The 23,516-nt window shown below is 64.0% G+C and carries 21 protein-coding genes; 8 read left to right on the top strand and 13 right to left on the bottom strand.

Annotated features, from left to right (window positions below):
* The first annotated feature begins 4 nt into the window (after positions 1 to 4).
* The 3 genes from WBN73_RS08450 to panD are packed head-to-tail and all read left to right on the top strand — an operon-like array spanning position 5 to position 4,019.
* On the top strand, positions 5 to 2,047 hold the full coding sequence (locus tag WBN73_RS08450; RefSeq protein ID WP_280628048.1) for a bifunctional aldolase/short-chain dehydrogenase: 2,043 nt from the start codon (positions 5 to 7) through the stop codon (positions 2,045 to 2,047).
* An 8-nt stretch (positions 2,048 to 2,055) separates the two neighbouring features.
* Positions 2,056 to 3,561 carry a rhamnulokinase gene (locus tag WBN73_RS08455; protein WP_337339823.1) on the top strand — a complete coding sequence of 502 codons (1,506 nt, stop codon included), beginning with the start codon at positions 2,056 to 2,058 and terminating at the stop codon, positions 3,559 to 3,561.
* A gap of 26 nt (positions 3,562 to 3,587) precedes the next feature.
* Complete coding sequence (panD, locus tag WBN73_RS08460; protein WP_207595209.1) at positions 3,588 to 4,019, top strand: aspartate 1-decarboxylase; 432 nt, start codon at positions 3,588 to 3,590, stop codon at positions 4,017 to 4,019.
* A 67-nt stretch (positions 4,020 to 4,086) separates the two neighbouring features.
* Here panD and WBN73_RS08465 read toward each other — a convergent pair whose 3' ends face one another.
* The 4 genes from WBN73_RS08465 to WBN73_RS08480 are packed head-to-tail and all read right to left on the bottom strand — an operon-like array spanning position 4,087 to position 8,087.
* Positions 4,087 to 5,418, bottom strand: coding sequence for a flavin monoamine oxidase family protein (locus WBN73_RS08465; RefSeq protein ID WP_337339822.1), 1,332 nt, complete (start codon positions 5,416 to 5,418; stop codon positions 4,087 to 4,089).
* Between the two features lie 11 nt (positions 5,419 to 5,429).
* Positions 5,430 to 5,762 (bottom strand): cupin domain-containing protein, encoded by a 333-nt coding sequence (locus WBN73_RS08470; protein ID WP_337339821.1) that lies wholly within the window; start codon positions 5,760 to 5,762, stop codon positions 5,430 to 5,432.
* Between the two features lie 38 nt (positions 5,763 to 5,800).
* Positions 5,801 to 6,604: a MoaF C-terminal domain-containing protein gene (locus tag WBN73_RS08475; protein ID WP_337339820.1), complete on the bottom strand. Its 804-nt coding sequence runs from the start codon at positions 6,602 to 6,604 to the stop codon at positions 5,801 to 5,803.
* A gap of 31 nt (positions 6,605 to 6,635) precedes the next feature.
* Positions 6,636 to 8,087 (bottom strand): APC family permease, encoded by a 1,452-nt coding sequence (locus WBN73_RS08480; protein WP_337339819.1) that lies wholly within the window; start codon positions 8,085 to 8,087, stop codon positions 6,636 to 6,638.
* 197 nt (positions 8,088 to 8,284) lie between these two features.
* Between WBN73_RS08480 and WBN73_RS08485 the strand changes: the two genes are divergently transcribed.
* Together WBN73_RS08485 and WBN73_RS08490 are read left to right on the top strand one after the other, a co-directional pair.
* On the top strand, positions 8,285 to 8,884 hold the full coding sequence (locus WBN73_RS08485) for a TetR/AcrR family transcriptional regulator (RefSeq protein WP_089596462.1): 600 nt from the start codon (positions 8,285 to 8,287) through the stop codon (positions 8,882 to 8,884).
* Between the two features lie 206 nt (positions 8,885 to 9,090).
* The gene (locus tag WBN73_RS08490; RefSeq protein WP_280624098.1) at positions 9,091 to 10,017 is read left to right on the top strand and encodes an AEC family transporter; all 927 of its coding nucleotides are present in this window, start codon (positions 9,091 to 9,093) and stop codon (positions 10,015 to 10,017) included.
* Positions 10,018 to 10,100: 83 nt separating this feature from the next.
* On the opposite strand, the gene WBN73_RS08495 is transcribed toward WBN73_RS08490, so the two are convergent.
* Complete coding sequence (locus WBN73_RS08495; RefSeq protein WP_337339818.1) at positions 10,101 to 12,737, bottom strand: trehalase-like domain-containing protein; 2,637 nt, start codon at positions 12,735 to 12,737, stop codon at positions 10,101 to 10,103.
* A 96-nt stretch (positions 12,738 to 12,833) separates the two neighbouring features.
* A complete protein-coding gene (locus WBN73_RS08500; protein ID WP_207595212.1) occupies positions 12,834 to 13,823 on the bottom strand; it encodes an LLM class flavin-dependent oxidoreductase in 990 nt (329 codons plus the stop codon).
* A gap of 279 nt (positions 13,824 to 14,102) precedes the next feature.
* Between WBN73_RS08500 and WBN73_RS08505 the strand changes: the two genes are divergently transcribed.
* Positions 14,103 to 15,089 carry an ABC transporter substrate-binding protein gene (locus WBN73_RS08505; RefSeq protein WP_337339817.1) on the top strand — a complete coding sequence of 329 codons (987 nt, stop codon included), beginning with the start codon at positions 14,103 to 14,105 and terminating at the stop codon, positions 15,087 to 15,089.
* Positions 15,090 to 15,238: 149 nt separating this feature from the next.
* Here WBN73_RS08505 and WBN73_RS08510 read toward each other — a convergent pair whose 3' ends face one another.
* Positions 15,239 to 16,168, bottom strand: coding sequence for a threonine/serine dehydratase (locus WBN73_RS08510; protein ID WP_207595214.1), 930 nt, complete (start codon positions 16,166 to 16,168; stop codon positions 15,239 to 15,241).
* 76 nt (positions 16,169 to 16,244) lie between these two features.
* Here WBN73_RS08510 and WBN73_RS08515 point away from each other — a divergent pair, with 76 nt between their 5' ends.
* On the top strand, positions 16,245 to 16,694 hold the full coding sequence (locus tag WBN73_RS08515) for a GNAT family N-acetyltransferase (RefSeq protein ID WP_207595215.1): 450 nt from the start codon (positions 16,245 to 16,247) through the stop codon (positions 16,692 to 16,694).
* Between the two features lie 63 nt (positions 16,695 to 16,757).
* A complete protein-coding gene (locus WBN73_RS08520; RefSeq protein WP_337339816.1) occupies positions 16,758 to 17,960 on the top strand; it encodes an FG-GAP repeat domain-containing protein in 1,203 nt (400 codons plus the stop codon).
* On the opposite strand, the gene WBN73_RS08525 is transcribed toward WBN73_RS08520, so the two are convergent.
* Genes WBN73_RS08525 through WBN73_RS08550 form a run of 6 tightly spaced genes read right to left on the bottom strand, consistent with a single transcriptional unit; the run spans position 17,957 to position 23,516 of the window.
* Positions 17,957 to 18,112 carry a hypothetical protein gene (locus WBN73_RS08525; protein WP_337339815.1) on the bottom strand — a complete coding sequence of 52 codons (156 nt, stop codon included), beginning with the start codon at positions 18,110 to 18,112 and terminating at the stop codon, positions 17,957 to 17,959. The genes WBN73_RS08520 and WBN73_RS08525 overlap by 4 nt on opposite strands.
* Before the next feature lie 2 nt (positions 18,113 to 18,114).
* Positions 18,115 to 19,461, bottom strand: a complete 1,347-nt coding sequence (locus tag WBN73_RS08530) for an NtaA/DmoA family FMN-dependent monooxygenase (protein WP_207595218.1) — start codon at positions 19,459 to 19,461, stop codon at positions 18,115 to 18,117.
* A 9-nt stretch (positions 19,462 to 19,470) separates the two neighbouring features.
* The gene (locus tag WBN73_RS08535; protein ID WP_337339814.1) at positions 19,471 to 20,529 is read right to left on the bottom strand and encodes an LLM class flavin-dependent oxidoreductase; all 1,059 of its coding nucleotides are present in this window, start codon (positions 20,527 to 20,529) and stop codon (positions 19,471 to 19,473) included.
* Positions 20,526 to 21,359, bottom strand: a complete 834-nt coding sequence (locus WBN73_RS08540) for a DUF1684 domain-containing protein (protein ID WP_337339813.1) — start codon at positions 21,357 to 21,359, stop codon at positions 20,526 to 20,528. The genes WBN73_RS08535 and WBN73_RS08540 overlap by 4 nt, the downstream gene beginning before the upstream one ends.
* On the bottom strand, positions 21,343 to 22,509 hold the full coding sequence (locus WBN73_RS08545; RefSeq protein WP_337339812.1) for an LLM class flavin-dependent oxidoreductase: 1,167 nt from the start codon (positions 22,507 to 22,509) through the stop codon (positions 21,343 to 21,345). Before WBN73_RS08545 ends, WBN73_RS08540 begins: the two co-directional genes overlap by 17 nt.
* Complete coding sequence (locus tag WBN73_RS08550) at positions 22,506 to 23,516, bottom strand: ABC transporter substrate-binding protein (protein ID WP_207595222.1); 1,011 nt, start codon at positions 23,514 to 23,516, stop codon at positions 22,506 to 22,508. The genes WBN73_RS08545 and WBN73_RS08550 overlap by 4 nt, the downstream gene beginning before the upstream one ends.

The following is a 23,516-nucleotide window of genomic DNA, read 5'->3' on the forward strand; positions in this document are numbered from 1 at the left end:
GACCATGCCAGAGACCAACGCAACTGTTGAAGAACTGATCTCCCGCTCCAACCGCCTCGGTGCGGATAAGCGGAACACCAACTTCGCCGGCGGCAACACCTCCGCCAAGGGCACTGAGAAGGATCCGGTGACGGGTCAGGACGTAGAGCTTCTTTGGGTCAAGGGCTCCGGCGGCGACCTCGGCACCCTGAAGGCGGAGAACCTCGCAGTACTCCGGCTGGACCGGCTGCAGGCGCTCAAGTCCGTTTACCCCGGCGTCGAGCGTGAAGACGAGATGGTGGCCGCGTTCGACTACTGCCTGCACGGCAAGGGCGGCGCTGCGCCATCCATCGATACCGCCATGCACGGCCTCGTCGATGCTGCGCACGTTGACCACCTGCACCCGGACTCGGGCATCGCCATAGCTACCGCGGTGGACGGCGAAGCGCTGACCTCCAAGGTGTTCGGCGACAAAGTGGTCTGGGTTCCCTGGCGCCGTCCCGGTTTCCAGCTCGGCTTGGACATCGCGGCGATCAAGGAAGCCAACCCGCAGGCCATCGGCACCATCCTGGGTGGCCACGGCATCACGGCGTGGGGCGCCACCAGCGAAGAAGCCGAAAGGAACTCGCTCTGGATCATTGACCAGGCCGAGGCCTACATCAAGGACAACGGCAAGGCCGAGCCCTTCGGCGCCGCGCTCCCCGGCTACAGCGCCCTCCCGGAGGCTGAGCGTAAAGCCAAGGCAGCCGCCCTGGCTCCCGTGATCCGCGGCCTGGCCTCCACGGACAAACCGCAGCTGGGGCACTTCAGCGATGACGCCGTCGTCCTTGAATTCCTTGCTTCGGAAGAGCACCCGCGCCTCGGCGCTTTGGGTACGTCCTGCCCGGACCACTTCCTGCGCACCAAGGTCAAGCCGCTGGTCCTGGACCTGCCGGCCGACGCCCCGCTGGAACAGGCAGTCAACCGCTTGAAGGAACTGCACGCGGCCTACCGCGAGGATTACCAGGCCTACTACGACCGCCACGCCGACGAGAACAGCCCGGCATTGCGCGGCGCTGACCCGGCCATCGTGCTGGTCCCGGGCGTGGGCATGTTCTCCTTCGGCAAGGACAAGCAGACCGCCCGCGTGGCCGGCGAGTTCTACCTCAATGCCATCAACGTCATGCGCGGCGCCGAAGCCATCTCCACCTACGCCCCGATCGAGGAATCCGAGAAATTCCGCATCGAGTACTGGGCGCTGGAAGAAGCCAAGCTCGCCCGCATGCCGAAGCCGAAGTCGCACGCCACCCGCATCGCACTGGTGACCGGTGCGGCGTCGGGCATTGGCAAGGCGATCGCCACGCGTTTGGCGTCCGACGGCGCGTGCGTAGTGATTGCCGACCTGAACCTTGAGAACGCACAAAAGGTCGCCGAGGAACTGGGCGGTACCGACGTCGCCATCGGCGTCCAGGCTGACGTCACCGACGAAGCCCAGATCGCCGCTGCCATCCAGGAAGCCGTGCTCGCGTTCGGCGGCCTGGACCTGGTGGTCAACAATGCCGGCTTGTCCATCTCCAAGCCGTTGTTGGAGACCACGGAAAAGGACTGGGACCTCCAGCACAACGTCATGGCCAAGGGCTCGTTCCTGGTCTCCAAGGCCGCGGCCAAGGTCATGATCGATCAGGGTTTGGGCGGAGACATCATCTACATCTCCTCCAAGAACTCGGTCTTCGCCGGCCCGAACAACATCGCGTACTCCGCCACCAAGGCGGACCAGGCGCATCAGGTCCGCCTCCTCGCCGCTGAACTGGGCGAGTACGGTGTCCGCGTCAACGGCATCAACCCCGACGGCGTGGTCCGCGGCTCCGGCATCTTCGCCGGCGGATGGGGCGCCAAGCGCGCAGCCGTGTACGGCGTGGACGAGCAGGAACTGGGCAAGTACTACGCCCAGCGCACGCTCCTCAAGCGCGAAGTCCTCCCGGAGCATGTGGCCAACGCGGCGTCCGTGCTGACCAGCAACGAACTCTCGCACACCACCGGCCTCCACATCCCCGTGGACGCCGGCGTCGCGGCAGCATTCCTCCGCTAGGACTGACAGTGAACAACGGAACCACCGCAGGCACCGTCCCGGCACACGCCGGGGCGGTGTCCGGCCCCAACGCAGTGTTCGCCGCCATCGACATCGGAGCGTCCTCCGGCCGTGTCATGCTGGGCCGTGTCTCACCTGAAGCCGGGGTGTCCCTCGAGACGATCCACCGCTTCCCCAACGGCGTCATAGAGCTCGACGGCGGCCTCCACTGGGATTTCGACGCCCTGTTCGCGGAGGTACTCAAGGGCTTGGCGGCTGCCGCTGCGGTGGCGCGTGGGAACGGCGAGCGCATCGTGAGCATCGGCATCGACACGTGGGCGGTGGACTACGGCTTGGTGAACGACGCCGGCGACCTCACTTCGGTGCCGTTCAGCTACCGGGACGAGCGCAGCCGGGCCACCGTGCAGCGGGTGCACTCAACAATTTCTCCCGAAACGCTGTACGCCACCACGGGCCTGCAGTTCCTGCAGTTCAACACCCTGTACCAGCTCGCAGCGGAGCCGAACCTTGACGGTGTGCAGGCCCTGCTGATTCCGGACCTGATCGCTTTCCTGCTGACAGGTGAGCGCCGGACGGAAGCCACCAACGCTTCCACCACCGGCCTGTTCGATGCCGTGGGCGGCGAGTGGGCCACCGAGTTCCTGGAGGCTTTGGGGCTGCCCCGGAACATCTTCCCTGAGCTCATCCAGCCGGGGGAAACCGTGGGCACACTGTTGCCCGGAATCCTGGAGCAGACGGGGCTCCCAGCGGACACCACAGTTGTCGCCGTGGGTTCGCACGACACCGCCTCGGCCGTGGCAGCGGTCCCAGCTGAGCATGAAGACTTTGCCTACATCTCCTCGGGAACTTGGTCCCTCGTAGGCGTGGAACTGGACAAACCCGTCCTCACAGAATCCAGCCGCCAAGCAAACTTCACCAACGAACGCGGCGTGGGCGGCTCCATCCGGTACCTCCGCAACGTGGGTGGTCTGTGGCTCCTCAGTGAATGCCAGCGTTCGTGGGCAGCGGAAGGCTACACCCAGGCACTCCCGGCGCTGCTGGACTCGGCGGCCGCACTTCCGGCCGGCGGTCCGCAGATCAATGCCGATGATCCTGCGTTTACTGCCCCGGACAACATGCCGGACCGTATCCGCGCAGCCGTGCGCAACACCGGCGCGGTGCTCCCGGACCGGCCTGCCGCCGTCGTGCGGTGCATCATGGACAGCCTCGCCGCCGGGTACGCCCGAACGCTGGCCGACGCCGAGCGCCTTACGGGCCGCAGCACCAGCGTGGTGCACATTGTGGGCGGGGGTTCGCAAAACCGGCTCCTGTGCCAACTGACCGCGGACGCCACGGGAAAGCCCGTGATTGCAGGACCCGTTGAGGCGACCGCTCAGGGCAATGTCCTGGTCCAAGCGCGCGCTGCCGGAGTGGTGGCCGGCGGGCTGGCCGGGCTGCGGCAGTTGGTGGTGGCAGGCACGAGCCTGGAACGCTACGAACCGGCTGAACGTCTGGTACGTCACAGCGCCGGATGAGGGTGCCGCGCTAAACTGATCGCATTATGATCCGCACAATGTTCAAGTCCAAGATCCACCGCGCAACGGTGACCCACGCCGACCTCCACTACGTCGGTTCGGTCACTGTCGACCTGGACCTCCTGGACGCGGCCGACATCCTCCCCGGCGAACTCGTCTCCATTGTGGACGTCACCAACGGCGCCAGGCTGGAGACGTACACGATTGCCGGCGAGCGCGGTTCCGGCGTAATCGGCATCAATGGCGCGGCGGCCCACATGGTCCATGTTGGCGACACCGTCATCCTGATCACCTACGCCGAAATGACCACGGAGGAAGCCAGGACTTACGAGCCCCGGGTGGTCCACGTGGGCAAGGACAACACGATCCTGCAGCTCGGCAACGACCCCGCTGAGGGGCACACTCCCGGGCTGATGCGCCCGCCGCACGCCCTGAGCAACGCGGCGCACCTCAGCTAAGGTTCCACAACAACGCTCGACGCCGGCACTCAGGTGAGTGCCGGCGTCGAGCGCGCGTTTGGGCTGCTTAGCCGACGGCAGCAGGAGCCTGAAGGGGTGACGTAGCATCACTGCCCAGTGCAGATGCTGCGTGCCGGGCGGCGTCGAGGCCGCTCTCGATGGCACCGTCGATGAACCCTCCCCAGCCGTTGGCGAAGTCGGATCCCGCGAGGCGGATTCTTCCCTCCGGCCGCTGGAGTTCTGCCAGGTACCGGGTCAGGTAGCCGGTGTAATGCATGGGCCAGGTGGACCGTGCGTGCTCATCGGCAACCCAGTCGTGTCCGGCAACATCGAGTACTGTCAGCCCCGGGACTAGTGCGTTCAGGTGCCGCTGTGCCCCGGCGACGTCCTGGACATCCACGGCCCCGGCGTCCGGGCCGAAGCAGACCAGCGTGGTGGTGTCATGATCGATGTACTCGGCTTGGACGAAGTTGAGTGCTGCTGACTCGGGCCCAAACGCGACGAACCTTTCCTGCTGGCCTTCCACCTGAACCCACAATTTCGCGCCGCGTCCTGCCTGTCCCTTTACCGCCGCCTCCCGTTTACCGGGCGACAGCGCTGGCTGGATCTCAAGGTAGTTGAGCACGCTGAGCGGCAGCGCGAGGATGAGCTGGCGGGCCGCGTACTGCTTGCCCGCTTCAGTGGTCACGAGGACCCGATGGTCATCCTGGTCGATGGACGCGACCCTCTGGTTCAGCCGCAGCTCTGCCGTTGAGTCCGCAAGGATCGCCTGGGCAAGCCGGTGGGTGCCGCCGTCGATCTTGAAGCTCGCGCACGCCTCGAACATCAGCTGCCAGTCACCACTGGCCACCGCGCACCAACGCAGCGCCTGGGTGTAGGCCGCTTGATCCAGCCTGCCGTTGAAGTTCAGCGTCCAGAAGGATCTCAGGAGCCGGCGCTGATCATCGGGAAGCTCCAGGCGCTCGATGGCTTCCGAAAGCGTGAGCCCGTCAATGTCCGCCACGTCGGGGTTATCCAAGGGTGACCACGGCATCGGGAAGTAGCGCCTTGAGTCAGCCAGCAGCAGCCGGTTCGGCTCATCCAGCAGTTCCATCAAGCTTTCAGCGGTGCCTTCATGCCGCTGGCTGCCCACCGTCCACAGAGCTTTGGTGAACTCTGGACCGGGAAGGGCCTTGATGCCGTAGCGCCCCATTTCCGCCCAAACATATGGCTGGGTCCAGTGCACCCAGGTGCCACCGAGTTCCAGGTTCCGGCCAAGGCGTTCTGCCAGATGGGTTCGTCCGGCGATCCGGTCCTTCGCCTCCAGCAGCATGGTGGTGTAACCGCTGCGGGACAGTTCCCGTGCTGCTGTGAGACCGGCAAATCCTGCGCCGATAACGATGACGTCGGAGGTTTCCACTTGCCCGTTCCTCAGCTGTAAACGAAGAATTCGACGGTCGGCTCCAGGACACTCCAGCGGGTCATTGCCCCCTTGGACAGGGAAGCCATGGAACCTCCTTTCAGCTCAAGGGTGCTCCCGCCTTTGACCTCGATGCGGAGATGGCCTGAAACGATGTAAATGGTTTCATCCTGGTCAATCGGGAGGTCGAACGGTTCAGGCGCTTCGTCCGGTGTGACTTTCCAGATGCCGCCGCTCAACAACTCGTTTCCGTTATCGCCGGGGCGCCGAAGCCATTGGACGGCGCCCAGCGCAAACGGTTCAAACGCTGCGTGGTCAAGGTGGGCGTGAAAGACCTGGGACATGGTGTGGCTCCTCTATGGTGGGTTCGCGGAGGCGGACCTCAGTGCTTGTGGGTGTCCTGTGGGTAGCTGGTGGTGTTCAGGACGCTGAGCCTGGAGTTGAACGGCAAGGTGACCGGTTCCGCTGCGGGATTGTCCCAGCCGAACATCCGCCCGATGGAGCGCTGCTCGCGCAGGTCGATCAGGAGCACTGCTTCTACGGTCATCACCTGTTCGGTCCAAAAGAAGATGTACAGGTCCTCCGCGACGGCCCAGGTCATGCAACGGTCGGTATCGGCGAGCCCCGCTTCCCCTCCCCGGACGCAGTGCCACGTGAAGGTCCCTTGATTCAAGTAGATGTGCTCGTAGGATTCCACGTCGCTGTAGCGGTAGAAGATGCGCTTGCCCACGAGGTCCGAGGACCGTTGGTGAACCGTCGGCTGGCCGTTGGCGTTCGCATGCGTGAAGTCTGTAGTTCCCCGGACCTTGCCGTCCGAGGCTACAAACCGGGAGACAGCAGTAGTGACGGCACCTGTGGCTTGGTCGAAGATGATGGTGACGTCTTCGGCGTCGGCGACTTTGGCGCCGTCGTGTCCACGGACGAAATCAATGATGAAGATTCCGGGGCGGGCCTCAATCGCTTTGTAGGCAGCGGTCCCGCTGGCAGTGCCCTCGTTCCACGTCAGCGTTGACGGGGTGGGGAAGTTGTACTCGATAGGGGTGCCATCAGCTGCCTGAAGGAAAAGAGTTGTCGCGGCAAGCGCAGGAGACGCGGGGAGGGTCTGATCCCCGAAGCCGTCCAGCATGGTGGAGACCGGCGGCCATTCTTCCTCGGGAACGTAGTCCTGGAGTTCAGCGGAGGTCATGAGTTGGTCCTTTTGTTGAGAGAGTTCGGATTCAGACGATTTCGGCGGCGTAGTTGATGGCGGGCTTGTGCGCTCCTCGTATTAGGCCGGCCGCAAAGATCAGCGGGATGGCCAGGAGGAGCCAGCGGGCCACCCCTCCTGCGCCTCCGAGCAGGACGTCGTAGTTGTCCAAGGTCAGGTAGCCCACCACGGCGAATGCCAGGAAGGAAAGTGTCGGAGCAATCACCGTGACCCAGGGGTTGTCCTTCATTCCGGATCGGGCGAAGTACACCAGGATTGCGGCGGACGTCAGTAGCAGGATGGAAATGAAGCCTGCGGTTCCCAACGCCACGAACCAGGCAAAGACCGTCGCGATCGGGTCAGCACCGGCCATGAGAAAGGCACCGATGATGGCCAGGACCACCAGCGAATTGACCAGTCCTGCAAACGACGGCGCCCCCGTGGCGGACACGGATGACAACTTGGCTGGGAGCGCGCCGGCCCGTCCCAAAGCGAACAGGTACCGGGAAAACATGTTGGACAGGCCCAGGAGCATTGCGATGAAACTCGTGACCACCAAAACCTGCATGGCGACGCTCAACCAGGCTCCTGCGCTGGCTTCGGCAAGTTCGAAGATCATCCCTGAGGGGTTCTCCGTGGCCACGGCCTGAATCCCATCGATCCCCACAGCGCCGCTGATGGCCCATGTGGACACCATGTAGAAGAGACCAATAAATGCGATGACCAAGTAGGCCGCCCGAGGGATGGTGCGCCGTGGATTCCTGGCTTCTTCCGCGAAGACAACCGTGGCTTCGAAGCTGGTGAAGCAGGCAAAGGCGAACAACAACGAGATTCCCAGGCCAGGCCCAAAAATGTTCTCGCCCGTGAACCCTGCGAACGTGAAGATCCCCAGCCCCTTCTGGACGATGAGGGAGGCAACCAGTGCTGCAACCACCAGCGTTTCACCGAGAATGAGCACTCCCAACACCTTTAAGCTGGCGTCCACGCCCTTCATGGTCAGGAACGTGGTCAGCGCCAGCACTGCGACGATCCAAAAATAGACCGGCAACCCAATGCCCGTAAGACTCTCCACGAGCTGCTGGGCGAAGACACCGAACTGGGACCACAGGCCTATTTGAAGGCTGAGATAAGTCAGGATGGCTATTCCGGCACCTCCCGTGGCCCACTTATTGCCTAAGCCTTTGGCTATGTACGCAACAAATCCGCCTGCGTTGGTGATGTGTTGGCTCATCCTGAGATATCCCACCGAAAACAGGGCTACCAGCAAGGCCGCGATCACATAGATCACCGGAGTGCCGGGCCCGCTCGCCGAGAAGATGACGGGACTGGCTCCAACAACGGCGGCCATAGGGGCGGCGGCGGCAATAGCGAAGAAGGCTATGGCAACGACGCCAAGCTTGTTCGCCCTGAGCCGCACGGTACCCGCCGGAGAACCGGCATCTTGGGGACCGGCTGGGGCCGAGGTTTGACTGAATTTGTTCATGAGGCTGTTCTTTCCGGAATGCACTGGCGCCATCGCCACTGCGGAGGATAGGGAGTCCTGCGGCCGCGGGACACGGGGCTGGACTGAAGCTGCTCTTGGTGGCGGGTGATGCGGGCCACACTCCAAACTATACGTTTGTATAGTTTGGAGTGTCAATGGGTTCCGGCCCGGGATTTCAACGCCGCTAAACTCGCTGTATGAGCCAGGAAGCACGCAAGTTGCCCTACGGAGACGGTCGGGATGCCCTTCTGGCTGCCGTGCTGGATGTCGTAGCAGAGAAGGGACTGCGCGGGGCGACCTACAGATCAGTTGCCGCCCGCGCCGGAGTCAATCACGCACTGGTCACGCACCACTTCGGTTCCATGGAAGGTCTTTTGGCCGCCACCATGGAATGGTCCGTCCAGCGGTCCATTGAGGAAACGGGACTGTCCGGGATCGCGGACTTCGACGGGAACTTCGCCGATACTCTTATCGCCACCGTTTCCGCCGAACCGGAACTCCAGCTGTTTCAGTTCGAAATGATCCTCGAATCCAGGCGCAACCCGCAGATCCGCGCGATGGTTGAACGCCTTTACGCGAACTACGTCAGCACAGTGGAGGAGGCGCTAACCCGCCGCGGAGTGGACACACGCAACGAAGCCTCGCTTGCCATCTTCGCCGCCCTCGACGGCCTCATGCTTCAATTCCTCACCATCAGCGACCCCGCCCGGATCAGGTCCGCCGTCGTTCAGGTAGGGCGACTGATAACCGCGCTGGAGGCGGCGAACGGAACGACGCAAAAGCCAGCCACGAAATAAGGCCCGACGCCGGCACTCACCACCGGCGCCGACGTCGAGCGCGTTTTTGTACAACTAATGCCCCTAAGAAGGCCCAATAAGGTCATTAGCTGTACAAAAACTCGAGTGTCCGCATGACGGAACTCTCGCGAGAAAACGCTTACTCGCGGCGAGGCATTGGCTAGGCTGTTGTTCGTGATCCAACGATTCCCCTTCGGCGCAGCCTCGTGATCGGCGTACTGCAGGGGTTCTTCGTAGTGTGGGCCATCATCCTGGTGGGCATGTTTGTTGGACGGCGCAACATCCTGGGCGAAAACGCCCGGTCGGTCCTGAGTTCACTGACGTTCTTCGTGGCAAGTCCTGCCCTGCTGTTCGAGACCTTGAGCAAGGCCAAGCTCCATGACGTCTTTGCCGCCCCGCTCCTGGTCACCGCCGTGGGTGCCGTCCTCACCGGTTTGTTGTTCTTCCTGATCGTAAAGTTTTGGCTCAAACGGGCCATGCCCGAAGCACTGATGTCCTCCATGAGCGCATCGCTGGCGAACTCCGCCAACCTGGGCATTCCCATCGCCGTGTTTGTCCTGGGCGATGCGAGCTACGTGGCGCCGTTGTTGATCTTCCAACTGGCGTTCTTTACTCCGATGTACTTGATGGCCCTGGACGCCAGTACCAGTTCGCATCGCACCACTCCCCTGCGCTTCCTGCTGATGATCGTGAGGAACCCCATGATCGTGGGCTCGGCGCTCGGCCTGCTGGTGGCCGGGACCGGATTCCAAGTGCCGACGCTGATCCTGGAGCCCATCCACCTGATCGGCGGAGCAGCGATTCCGGCCATGCTGATGGCGTTCGGCATGAGCCTCAATGGCTCCAAACCCCTGCAGAAGGACGCCGGGCGGAGACTGGACACCTTGTTGGCCAGTGGCTTCAAACTGATTGTGCACCCGTTGATCGCGTACCTGTTCGCCCGCTTCGCCCTGGGGATGGACGGGCACGCGCTGTTCGCTGTGGTGGTGACATCCGCATTGCCCACGGCCCAGAATGTATTTGTCGCGGCCAACCGCTACCAGGCCGGTATCACCGTAGCCAAGGACACCGTCCTCATCACCACCATCGTGGCCGTGCCGGCCATGATCGCGGTGGCGCTGCTGCTCACCTAACCGCACCAGCACCAGCACCCAACTGAGCAGCAATTGATCGCGTTGTCAGCACTCAAAACGCGCTCTGCTGCGACCTACTTGGGTTACTCCACGTCCGCGCTGGCCAGATAGTGGTCAAGGAGCTGCGCACAGCGAATAAAGCCCAGGTGCGAGTACGCTTGGGGATGGTTGCCCAAGTGTGTTTCGGTGCCGGGATCGTACTCTTCGGGCAGCAGGCCCGTGGGGCCAAACAGCGCCACCAATTGGTTAAACAACTCCAGCGCATCGTCCAGGCGTCCCACTGCCAGATACGCCTCGATCAACCAGGTAGTGCAGATGTGGAAGCCGCCCTCCAAACCCGGCAAGCCGTCGTCGTACCTGTAACGGAAAACGGTGGGCCCCACGCGAAGTTCGCGTTCAACGGCAGTCACGGTATCCAGGAAACGCTGGTCTTGGGCGTCCAGCAGGCCGGACAATCCGATGTGCAGGACGGCGGCATCGAGGTCCGGACTGTCATAGGCCACAGTGTAGGAAGCGGCGGACTCATCCCACCCTTCGTGCAGGACTTCCGCGCGGATGGTGTCCGCGGTAGGTGACCAGTCCGCATGAGGAACCCGGCCATGCAACGCGGCAGCCCGGAGCGCCCGATCCAGCGTCATCCAGCACATGACCTTGGTGTACACGTGGTGCCGCGGCGGCCGGCGGGCTTCCCAAATCCCGTGGTCCGGCTCGTGCCAGCGGGCCAGCACGGCATGCGCCATCTGCTCCATGAGGAACCAGTGCTGGTCCGGCAGGAATCCGCGCCGCTCGGCAAGATCGTGGATCAGCTCGGCGATGGGCCCGAACACGTCCAATTGCACCTGGTGGTCCGCGGCGTTGCCGATCCGCACCGGCCGCGATCCCGCATACCCGGGAAGGCTCTCCACAATGGCCTCCGTGGACAGCGGCGCGCCCGTCACCGAATAGAGGGGGTGCAGCCATTCCGGTCCCGGCGCGTTCTCCAAAATCCGGCCCAGCCACCCCAGGAAACCGTCGGCTTCTTCCGTGGATCCCAACGACACCAACGAGTTCACCGTCATGGACCCGTCCCGCAACCAGCAATACCGGTAATCCCAGTTACGCGTGCCGCCGATGCCTTCAGGCAGGGACGTGGTGGGCGCGGCGAGGACGGCACCGGTGGGCTCGTGGACCAGCGACTTCAGCACCAGCGCGGAGCGCCGCACCAGCGAGGTCTTGATGGTGGGCACCTGGAGTGCCTTGACCCACTCGCGCGCTACCAGCCCGACGGCGGCACGCCGGTGAGGTTCGCCGGCCGGGTCTGCGGGTGGCGGCTCAGTGTCACCGCAGCGCATATTCAGCACTACGGGACCATCACCCAATGCGACCTCTGCCGTTGCCGTGGCGTACTTGGCGTCGCTGGTGATGGTGAAAACAACGCCCGGCGCCGAGAGGATGATGGGATCCGATGTCCCGATGATGTGGACCTCATCGCCGCGGATCTCCATGTTGAACGGCGCATTGGCGTAGTCAGGCCTTGGCGCGAACACTACACGCGCGTTACCCGTCCCGGACAGGACACGGACCAGGCTGGTGATGCCCTCGGGTGCGGGCTCCAGATAGTCAGTCACCGTGACATCGGCCCAGCGGGTTTCCACGATCATGGTGTTTTCCACGTAACGCTGGGCCAGTACCGGCGATGGCTTTACGGGCTCAATGCTGAAGTGGCCGGCGGGATCACCGCCCAGGATGTGGGCAAAAAGCGAGCCGGAATCCGGCAGGGGGTGGCTCATCCAACAGACCTTTGCATCCGGGGTGAGCAGCGCTGTGGAACTTCCGTTGCCGATCATCGAATGCCGTTCCAGGCCTACCGCGTCTTCGCCAAAGAGCCACGCCCGGCGCAGTTCGAACAACAGAGCCAGCACGTGTGCAAAGGCTTCCGGGTCCGGAATGGTGTGTCCCGCCGTCGTATCCCCCGGTCCGACGTGCAGGCCAAGGTCCGGTCCACGCAGGGTGGCGAGCGCCTTTTCATCGCTCTCGGCGTCACCTGCGTACAGAGCGGCGCTGACGCCAAGCCTCGCACGGAGCTGTTCCAGGGCTTGGCCCTTGGCCGGTTCTTCGACGGTCAGGTCCAGCACCGTTCCGTCAATGATGAAGTAGAGCCCGAACTCGATGGCGATCTTCTGCGAAGCGAAGACCACCCTGTCCACCACTTCGGGTGTCGCCGGCCGGGTGTGCACCGCGACACCCACCGGCTTGCGGACAACGCTGATGCCCTTTTCGAAACCGACGGCTTCCGTCAGCGCGGTGGCCACCTGCTGAAGCAACTGTTCCGTGGCGAGGGAGAGCGTGTAGGCATAGCCCATGTCGAACTCCACCCCGTGCGACCCCACCAGGTGGACCTCCGCAGGCAGCCGGGACACTGCGGCCAGATCCCTGAGGGACCGGCCGGAAATGATGGCCGTGTGGGTGTTCGGCAGCGCAGCCAGCGCGCGGAGCGCCACGGCTGCGCTGTCCAGGGGCAAGGTCTCCGTGGATACGCCCTCCGCCGAGCAGAGGGTGCCGCCGTAGTTGCAGGCCACCAGCAAACCAGGAACCCGGGCAAGGACCCTCAGCTCCGCGAATAACTGCGGGCTGATGCCGTTCTCCGCGTCGGATTGGAGCACAGTCCGGAGCAGGCCAAGCGGGAGCGATTTCATCAGCAGCGCGGAATCGGCAACTGATTGATTCAGGTGCGTAGGCATGGCAGATCCTTCCGGGGCGGATACCTACAGTGTCTGCCCGGACGGTTTCGCTTGACTACCTAGTAGATTGCAAACGCGTAAAGCTTTTCCTTGGATTTATGCGGGAACCAGGCCCGCGACCTCGGCCACCAGTTCCACGGACCGCAAGCGCTCTTCGGTGCCGACGCTCTGGTGCGCCACGATCAGCTCGTCGGCATCAGCGAACGCCGCAAACTCGTCCAGGTAATCGCGCACCACGTCCTTGGTTCCCACAGCTGAGAACTTCATCATCTGGGCGATGTGCTGGCCCTGCGGGGAGTCGAGCACCATGTCCGCTTCGTCGTCCGTGAACTCGCGGCCACCACCAAAGAACAATGAAACGCGGGCACGCTTCACAGCAAGGTGGATGGCCTGGGCCTCGGCATTGGAATCCGCGGCAGTAGCGTTGACGCCCGCGATGACATGGGGCTCCGACAACTGCTCTGAGGGCGTGAACTCGCGCCGGTAGAGGGCAACTGCATCCTGCAGGGCAGCCGGCGCAAAGTGTGAAGCAAACGCATATGGAAGGCCCAACTGAGCGGCCAACTGGGCGCCGAACAGCGATGAACCCAGGATGTAGAGCGGCACGTTGGTGCCCTTGCCCGGCGTCGCTTCGACACCTTGGATACGGGTGGGTCCGGTGAGGTAGCCCTGAAGTTCCAGGACGTCCTGCGGGAACCTGTCAGAGGATGTGTGGTCGCGGCGCAGTGCCCGCATGGTGTTCTGGTCGCTGCCCGGTGCGCGGCCCAGTCCGAGGTCGATCCGCCCCGGGTGCAGCGTCTCCAGCGTGCCGAACTGCTCTGCGATGGTCAGCGGTGAATGGTTGGGCAGCATGACGCCGCCCGCCCCCAGGCGAATGGTGTTGGTGTGGGCGGCGACGTGGGCGATCAAAACGCTCGTGGCCGAGGAAGCGATCGCGGACATGTTGTGGTGCTCGGCATACCAGACCCGCCGGTAGCCCAGCTCTTCGGCCTTCTGCGCCATGGCCACGCTGCCCGCGAGGCTTTCCGCCACCGTCTGGCCCTTGCCGATGGTTGCCAGGTCGAGGATGGAAAGAGGAACAGTCACGGGAAGGCCTTTCGGTACGTTGGCGGTGCCTGCTTTGGTTGCCTGGCACTTAAGCGACAACGACGGCGGCACCCGGCTTATTTCTGTGAGTTGCGTCGCGCGCTGGTTTCCACCCGCTGTCGGGAGGCTTTTGTGACCCCGTTCGACGCCCGATTAACCGCCATGAACCCCTGTATCCCAGCGTTTCAGAGCACTTTGACCTGTATCAGCGGGCTGCCGGATAGTTGCAGCCACAAGTACGCATCAGACTTCCCAAAGAGGGCATACCAAGGAGAACCAATGGCACGTTTTGCAGCCAAGACCGGCGTCACCGCGGCGCTGGCCGCCACCGCTTTGCTCGGGCTCGCGGCCTGCTCGGACCCGGGTGCGACGGCGGCGACAGGGGCGTCCGCTCCGGCGTCGAACGCCTCCTCAAGCACCAAGGAGTTCAACCTGACCCCGCAGCAGGACCGCATCAAGGTGACGGTGGACTCCGCCGCGGCTGCCCTGGTTCCGGACGCCATCAAGGCCGACGGCAAGCTGACCGTGGTGACCACCGGTGGCACTCCCCCGTTGAGCACCTTCGCCACAGACAACAAAACCCTGATCGGCAGCGAAGTGGACATCGCTTATGCCGTGGGTGAGAGTTTGGGGCTGCAGGTTGAGGTTCTACCGGTAGCGTGGGCTGACTGGCCGCTGGGCGTCGAGTCAGGCAAGTACGAGGCTGTGCTTTCCAACGTGACCGTCACCGAGGCCCGCAAGGAGAAGTTCGACTTTGCCACCTACCGCAACGACCTCCTGGGCTTCTATGCCAAGTCCGACGCCGACATCTCTCCCATCAAGGAACCCAAGGACGTAGCCGGCAAGCGCATCATCGTCGGCTCGGGCACCAACCAGGAAGCCATCCTGGTCCGCTGGGATGAGGAGAACAAGAAGAACGGCTTGAAGCCCGTTGAGTTCCAGTATTACGACGACGACTCCGCCTCCCAGCTCGCCCTCCAGTCAGGCCGTGCGGACCTCACGTTCGGGCCCAACGCTTCGGCAGCTTACAAGGCAGCCAAGGATGGCAAGACCAAGGAAGTGGGCACACTCGAAGGTGGTTGGCCGCTGAAGGCCGAAATCGCCTTCACTACCCAGAAGGGCAACGGCTTGGCCGTGGCTGCCCAGGCCGCGCTTAACACCCTCATCAAGGACGGCAACTACGGCAAGATCCTGGACCGCTGGGGTCTCGCTTCGGAGGCCATTCCCGCGTCCGAACTGAACCCGGCAGGCCTGCCCAAAAAGTAGGAACCGCTATGGCAGGGCAGACCTGCCGACGCCGAATCCCCGCCGGACATCACCGGCGGGGATTCTTTGCGCCGCTGACCCAAGTAGGTGACAGCACATGTCGCAATGACCGCTCAATGGAGCGTTTGCTGTGACCCAGTTGGGTGCCGTTAGAAGTGGGCGGGGTCCGTGTTGGCGCCGCACAGAATCACTGCCACGGTTTCGCCCGCCCGAGGGGTGTAGGCGCCGGACAGCAACGCAGCGTAGGCTGCGGCAGCGCCGTGTTCCACCACTATTCTGTGCTTCTCCCAAAGCGCACGACGCGCCTGGATGATGTCCTCGTCCGTGACCAGGACGCTCTCGACACCCGTGCGGCGGGCAACTCCAAAGCCGATCCCACCAATCCGCCGGGCTCCCAAGGAGTCCGCGGCGATCCCGGAGACAGCCACATCCACGGGCTCACCCTTGGCCAACGCCGTGTGCAAAGTTGGAACAGTTTCAGGTTCGACCCCCACGACGTGCGCCCTGCCCTCTGCCGCGGCCGCAATGCCGCCCATCAATCCGCCGCCGCCAACAGCAACGAGGATGGTGTCGACGTCGGGCAGTTCATCCAGCAGTTCAAGCCCCACTCCACCGGCGCCGGCCACGATCTCCGGCTGGTCGTAGGCGTGGCAGTAGACCGCACCCTTCTCCTCGGCAAAGCGCACGGCAGCCGCATAGGCTTCGGCGTACTCAGCCCCGCCCTGGACCACGGTGGCGCCAATGGCATAGAGCTTGTGGACTTTGTTCGCCGGCGCGGACTCCGGGACGAACACCGTTGCCGGGACTCCGAGTTTGGCTGCCGCGTACGCGTTGGCCAGGCCTGCGTTGCCGCCGGACGCCACCACGACGCCGGCTGTCGGGTCCAGCTCGCCGTTCTCCTTCGCTGTGAGGAGCCGGTTGAAGGCACCCCGTGCTTTGAACGAGCCCGTGTGCTGCATGTATTCGCATTTGAACCACAGGTGGTACGGCTCTTGGTCGCCGCTCTCGGCGAGGGGCGTGTGGCGGACCCAGCCCGCTGTCCGTGAGTACGCTGCTTCTACTTCTTCGCGTGTGACCATCGTGGCTGCACCTTTCCGTCCGTTTCATCCTATGGTTTGCGCGGGTGGGCTGGGTCCGGCGGAATAGGCTTGTTCCATGCCTGCCGATTTTGCCCTCCGTCCTGCCGTTGCCTCGGATGCTGCCTGGATAGCGGAACTGCGCGCTGTGGTGATGCGCCCGGACCTTGAACGCTTGGACCGTTTCGATCCCGTCCGTGTGCGCGAGCGGTTCCTGAACGGTTTCCAGCCGGAGTACACCTACATCATCCATACCGACGGCGTGGATGCCGGTGTCATTGCCGTTCGTCCGGAGCCCGACGAGCGGTGGATCGAGCACTTCTATGTTGCTCCCACCCACCAAGGCAGGGGCCTGGGCGGTGCCGTGCTGCGTCACGTCATGGCTGCCTCCGTTGACGAACGCCCGTTCCGTTTGAACGTGCTTCAGGGCAGCGCCGCCCGCCGCTTGTATGAGCGGCATGGTTTCATGCTGGAATCCGAGGACCCGATCGACGTCTTCATGGTGGCCCCGAACCCCCACGCCTCCTGACCGCCGGCCGCCCATGCGGTAGCCTCAGCACAAACGTCAATGCAGGCTTCCGGGGGGAACATCATGGGGAACGTTCGAGCACGCACCACACGGCTTTCAACGCTTTCAGCGATAGCTTTGGCAGCTGGACTTTTGGTCGCGGAGGCACCGCCTGCCACTGCGGACAACCAACCGACGCCAATCATCGACGGCGCCCCGTACGTGGGTGCCGAGCTGCGCCGACAGTACGACTACAGCTACTGGGGCTGCAGGAATCCGGACGGTGGGGGCGACGCCATTACTTTGGAGTGGTTGCGCGACGGCGAGACGCTCCCGGAGGAACGGCAAGGGGAAACCTTGCGGATCCTCCCAGAGGACCAAGGAAGCCGCATTTTGATGCGGGTACATCCCTTGACACCCGGGAACCAAGGCTGCCCCACCGGTACGCAACTGAGCGCGGAATCCCTGCCCGTGAAAGCCTCCAGCCGGGCCATGGGGTGGACCGGCAGGGGCAACTTTGAGCCCCTCGCCCGGACCAACGACGGCAGGCTCATCCTTTACCCACGGACCTACACGTACTACAAAGGCATGTGCGAGGGCCCTTGCCCTGCGTATTGGGGTTCATGGGACGAACCCCGGCAGGTAGGGCAAGGATGGAACGTCTTTGACATCGTCTTCTCCCCCGGCGATTTCGACGGCGACGGCTTCAACGACCTCCTCGGCCGGGACGCCGCAGGCAAACTCTTCCTCTACCCCGGCGATGGTGAGGGCGGTTGGCTCGATCGCGAGCAGGTAGGCCAGGGCTGGAACGTCTTCAATGCCATCGTGGGCCCGGGCGACTTCAATGGCGACGGCACCAACGATGTGCTGGCACGCGATGCAGCAGGTGGCCTTTTCCTTTACCCCGGCGATGGAGACGGCGGCTGGCTCAACCCCGAGCAGGTGGGGTGGGGCTGGCAGGTCATGAACAAGATCATCACCGGTGGCGATATGAACGCCGATGGTGCCGTGGATATTTTCGGTCGCGACCAGTATGGCCAGCTGCACCAGTACCCCTCCGACGGCCATGGCGGCTGGGAGGAACCTGCGCAGGTTGGCGTCGGGTGGGAGTCGTTCTCCCAAGTGGCCGGACTCGGCAGTTCCGGCCACTCGAAATACAACGAGCTCTCTGCCGTAGACGCCAACGGCAACCTTCTCAGTTACCTTACCGGCGCATCAAGCACAGGGCTGTATGGCCCGTATGGTCCCATCGGCCAGGGTTGGAACGTCTTCAAGGAACTGCTCTAAAGCGGCTGCCCCAACACCGTCAACTGCAGGCTGACGGTCCCGCGCGAACCGTCGACGACGGCGGGACCCGGCCCGCCGCCGTCGGGCGCTTTGCCGTGCTGGTCCGGCGTGAAACCAAACCAGCGCCGGCAGAGCTGCAACAGTCGGCCCATGCTCATCGGACCCGCGCCGGTTCTTCCGAGCGCACCGGCGTCTCCAACCCAAGGTTTTCGCGAAGTGTGGTGCCTCGGTATTCCGTGGGGTAGACGCCGCGTTCCTGGAGTTCGGGCACCAGATGGTTCACGATGTCATCCAGGCCGGTGGGGACCAGCCACGGCGAGATGTTGAAGCCGTCCACGGCACCAACCCGGGCGTATTCCGCCAGGTGGTCCGCCACTGCGGTGTAGGAGCCGGTGAAAGTGGCGTCGACGCGTGCCGTCTTCGACGTGACGAACTGGCGGATGGAGAGGCCCTTGTCCTTGGCCTCGGCCCTCCACTGATCAGCGAGCTGCCGGGCCTTGGCGCCGTGGAATCCGCTGCCGCGGGTCTCCGAGGTTTCTTCCACCACGGGATCGATCTCCGGAAGGGGCCCATCGGGGTCGTACGAGGAGAGCTCGCGGCCCCAGAACTGCTCCAGGTAGGCAATGGCTTGCTGCGGGCCGATCTGGAGGCTGCGGACCCAGTCCTTCTTGTCCTGGGCCTCCTGGTCAGTGGCAGCGAGGATAAATTCGCTGGCCGGCATGATCTGGACGGCGTTGGCCCCACGCCCGGCGGCAACCGAGCGGGCAACAATGTCGCGGCGGAATTCCACGGCGTTGTCGAACTTCGGATGTGCGGAGAAGATCACGTCGGCCTGGCGGGCCGCGAAGTCGCGCCCTTCAGGTGAGTCCCCGGCCTGGAAGAGGACAGGGCGGTACTGGGCGCTTCGGGGCAACAACGGGGTGACGTCCACGGTGTAGTGCTGGCCTTCGTGAAGGACCCTCCGCGCTGGACCGCTCGGCGTTTCCCACGAATCCCAAATCCTCTTGGCGGTCTCAACAAAGGCTTCTGCGTGCCGGTAGCGGTCGGCGTGATCCAGGTATCCACCGCGGCGGAAGTTCGCACCGGTCCAGGCGTTGTCCGTGGTGACGATGTTCCACGCAGCGCGGCCACCGGAGATGAGGTCCAGGGAGGACAAACGGTGCGCGAGGTCCGCTGGATCGTTGTACGTGGCGTTCTGGGTGGCCACCAAACCGATGTTCGTGGTTACTGCAGCAAGCGCGGCCAGCATGGTCTGCGCGTCCGGACGGCCCACCACATCCAGTGCGTGCGGGCGGCCCAAGTGCTCGCGAAGTCGCAGCCCTTCGCCCAGGAAAAAAGCAGCGAACTTGCCGCGCTCTGCGGTCTGGACGAGCCGGCGGAACGACTCGAAGTCCGTCTGCGAACCGGATTCCGGGGCCTTCCAAATGGTGCCGGAATTGACGCCCTGGAAGAAGATACCGAACTGGATCTGGCCGCTCGGCTGGAAAATGTCGCGTGTCATGGTGTTCCTTTACTTTCCTGCGCCGGTAGCGGTGGTTGCATAACGGTTCTCCGCCGGCCCCAGGCCCAGCAGGTCGCGGAACGTGCCGTCCTGGATGGGCGCCCGCAGGGAACCGCGGCGACGAAGTTCCGGAAGGACTGCCCGTGAAAGTTCATCCAGCTCCACGTCCAGGACGGCAGGGTGGAGACGGACGCCGTCGGATTCCTGGAGGAGCGAGTCGAGAAGATCGGTGAGAGCCGCGGCAGAGCCAATAAACCGCGCCCGTCCGGTTTCCTCAGCGGACCCGGAGCGCGAAGCCGCAGCTTCGCCGCGCGCGTCCAGGACGACGTCGAGCTCGACGACAATCGCCACGGACGCACCCAGGCGGGCCCGCACGTCGCGAACCTCCCCAGCGAGCAGCTCCGGAGTAGGGGCAGAGACGAGCACAGCATCAACGGCATCAGCAGGCACCAAGCCATCGCCCACCAGCGATGCCGCGGCCAGCACCGGCAGCTGGCCCTGCAGCGGCCTCGGAATGATGGAGGGACCCTTCACGGAATAGCCCGGACCCGGGAAATCGGAGGGTGTTTCAAAGTCCACATAGTGCAGCTTGTCCACATCGATGTAGCGGCCGGTGGCGACGTCCCGGATCACGGCGTCGTCCTCCCAGGAGTCCCACAGTCGGCGGCCTACCTCGATGGACGCTGCGGCCTCGTGTGCCAGCGCGGCGCCTTCCACCGACGAACGTCCGACGGCGGCAGCGGCCTCGGGCGACTCAGCGGCTGTGACAATCCACCCGGCACGGCCGCCGGACACGTAGTCCAGGCTCGCGAGCTGCGTGGAGATATGGAAGGGCTCCGTGTAGACGGTGTCCACCTCAGGGACCACGGCAATGTTCCGGGTGACGGGACCGGCGAACGCGGCACGCTGCAGGGCGTTGGCGCGGCCGGGAACCCGTCCGTCCGTGAAGGTTGCCGCGTGGAAGCCGGCGGACTCGGCGGCGAGGACGGCGGTTGCAAGGTTCTCATAGCCGGCGCCATCGAGTTCAATGGCCAGGAATCCGGCCTTCTTTTCTTCGGAGGAGCTCACTTCTGGTCCTGACGTTCGTAGGGGATCTTTTCGCCGGCTTCAATGGCCACCGGAAGCCGGTTCTCGGCAGGCGGCAGCGGGCAGGTTGCGAGGTCGGTGTAGGCGCACGGCAGGTTCACGGCTCGATTGAAGTCGAGCTGCACAGAGCCATCAGCTGCGGGAACCACGGATAGCGAGCGGTTGGCCGCGTACGTGGTCTTGCCGGAGGTCTGGTCTGTGAACAGCACGGACAGTGAGCCGGGTGCGTGGCCGTTGAACGCGGTCAGTGCAAGTTCTTCACCGGCCAGCTTGAAGCGGATCTCACCCGGTGCTTCATAAACATGCTGGATACCCTCGACGGCGGCACCCACCGTGGTGGGGCGCGGAGCATCGAAGGGAACAAAGGTACCTGCCACGGCAAATGCGGCATTGGGGGTGTATGCAGGTGTTCCCTGGTACTCCTGCAACAGCTGATTCTGCGGATTTCGAGGCCGAACGATGTACTCGCCGCCACGTTTGGCCACCTCGATCACGGTGTCGCCGGAGACCAGGTTGATCCCGCCGCGTTCCTCGATGGGGCCCAGCTCCAGCGTTTTGCCCGAGCCGGTGTTCAATTCCACCCCATCCTGCTGCAGGCTTTCGCCCGGCTCCAGGACCACACGTACGACGTCGGCGTCCACACTCCACGTGCCCGGCGCACCTTCCAGCCGGGCCGCTTCGCTGCCGAGCCAGTGCAGGTGGGTCACTGCGAGGAAGCCGTGCGGGTGGGCACGGTGACGCTCATGGGCCTCGTGCCACTCCTGCCATTCCTCGTCGAAGGCTTCGAGTGCTGTTTCAGTGTGCGTAGACATGTGCGGTATCACTCCTGTTGAAGGCATGGTCTGCTGTCACGGTGGCTGCGGCGTCCGGTTCGGTGGCCCCGGCAAATTCGGGTCGGCCCGCAAAGGGATCCCCGGTTTCCCACAGCGTGCTGGGTGCGGAAGCGCGAACGGCTGGGATAACTTCGAGGGCGAAGCGTTCCAGAATCTCCAGCTGCTGGTCGAACGGCAGCGTAGTAGGCAAGGAGATTGACTGAAGATCGTGGTTGTACAGCGAGTGGTAGCTGAGGATCTTGTCGATGACCTGCTCCGGACTGCCAACCAGTGCCGGTCCCTCGGCCACGGCGTGCTGGATATCCCGGAACGGTGAGTTGTTGCCGGGGACGTTACGGCTGGCAGTAAGTCCTTCATAGACCGGTCCGTACTGGCGGATGGCTTCCTGTGTGGTGTCCGCGATGAACACTCCTCCGGCGCCGCTGCCCGAGCCGAGGTACTGGTGCCGTGGATCGTGCCCGTGGCGCTCGTACTCTTCGCGGTAGTGGTCGATCAGGACTTTGTAGTTCTCCCGTGGCTGGATGGCGTTGGCCGTGAACAGCGGGTCGCCCCACTTGGCGGCGAGCGCAGCGGACGTCAGGGTTGTAGCCGAGCCGTGCCAAATCCGGGGCGACCCCGCAAAGGGGCGGGGCGTCGTCGTGGTTGGTTCGGTGAGCGCGGGCCTGAAGCGACCCGACCACGTGACACTTTCCTTGCGCCAGAGCGTGCGCAGCAGCGCGTATTTCTCGGCGAGCAGGTCCCATTGGTCATCCAATGACAGGCCAAAGAGCGGATACTGCAGGACTTCGTTGCCTTTGCCGATCACGAGCTCCAGGCGGCCTCGGCTCAGTTGGTCGATGGTGGCGTAGTCCTCCGCCACCCGTACCGGGTCCAGGACGGAGAGCACGGTGACGCCGGTCTGCAGGCGGATGCGGCTGGTGACGGCGGCAATCGCGGCGAGAACCGTCGTCGGGGACGACGAGACGAACTCGCCGGCGTGACGCTCCCCCACGGAGAAGCTGTCAAAACCGAGCTCCTCGGCCCGGCGGGCCGTTTCCACCACTTGGTTCAGCCGGTCGGCGGTGGAGACGATCTCTCCGGTCACCGGGTTCTTCAGGTGCGGAATGATGTCAAGGACCTGGAACTTCATTTGGTGGTCCCGGCCGGGGTCCCAAACGTCGCTTCGGTGACGGTCTTGGACTCCGGCAGGGCTTCCTCGGAGAGGCCCCAGCGTTCCAGGACCTTGCCGTAGGAGCCGTCCTTGATGGTGGAGTTCAGTGCGTCGGTGATGGCCGGAGCCAATCCGTTGCCCTTGAGCGTTGTGGCGGCTACCAGCGTTTCGGCCGGCCATCCGGCGTTGACCTTGCCCACTACCTTGAGGTCGTCGCGGGTGTTTTCGCGGTACGTGACGGACGGGAACGGTGCCAGGTTCAAGTCCGTGCGGCCCGAAGAGAGGGCCAGAATGGTGTCGGCATCCGAAGAGTAGTACTGCAGGGTGGCCGGCGCCTTGCCCTTGTCCTCGAGTTCTTTGTTCCAGGCCAGCAGGATCTTCTCCTGGTTGGTGCCGGAGCCCACGGAGATCTTCAGCCCGGAGATGTCGTCTGAACCCTTGATGTCGTATGTGGAGCTCTTCTTCGCTTCGAAGCCCATGTACGCGGCGCGGTAGGTGGAGAAGTCGAACAGCTTCACGCGGGCTGCGTTGATGCCCACGTTGGAGAATACGGCTTCGAAGTCACCGGACTGGGTCTTGAGCGGCCAGTTCTCCCACGACGTCACTTGAAGGTCCAGCTCCAAGCCGAGCTTGTCGGCCACCAGCTGGGCGATGTCCACCTCCACACCGATCGGCGTCTTGTCATCCGTGGCGTGGAAGGACAGCGGAATGGAACCAGCGGTGGTAGCCACGGTCAGCTTGCCGTCCTTGGCGATCGTTGCCGGGACGGCCGCTGCGGCAGCTGTGTCCTTCTCGCCGCGGATCCGGTTCTGGTCCACGGAGGTGTTGTAGACAACGCCGTTCTTGGCAGCTTCGGACTCCGGCTTGGCTGCCGACGCCCCGGGATCGGAGCACCCGGCCAGCACGGGAAGCACAACGGCGGGAAGTACTGCGAGCGCCAGGAGCTTGCTCTTATTCGTGGCAAAGGTGCGGGTCTTGCGAAGCAT

This window comes from Paenarthrobacter sp. CCNWLY172 (genome assembly GCF_037402035.1).
Classification (GTDB): domain Bacteria; phylum Actinomycetota; class Actinomycetes; order Actinomycetales; family Micrococcaceae; genus Arthrobacter.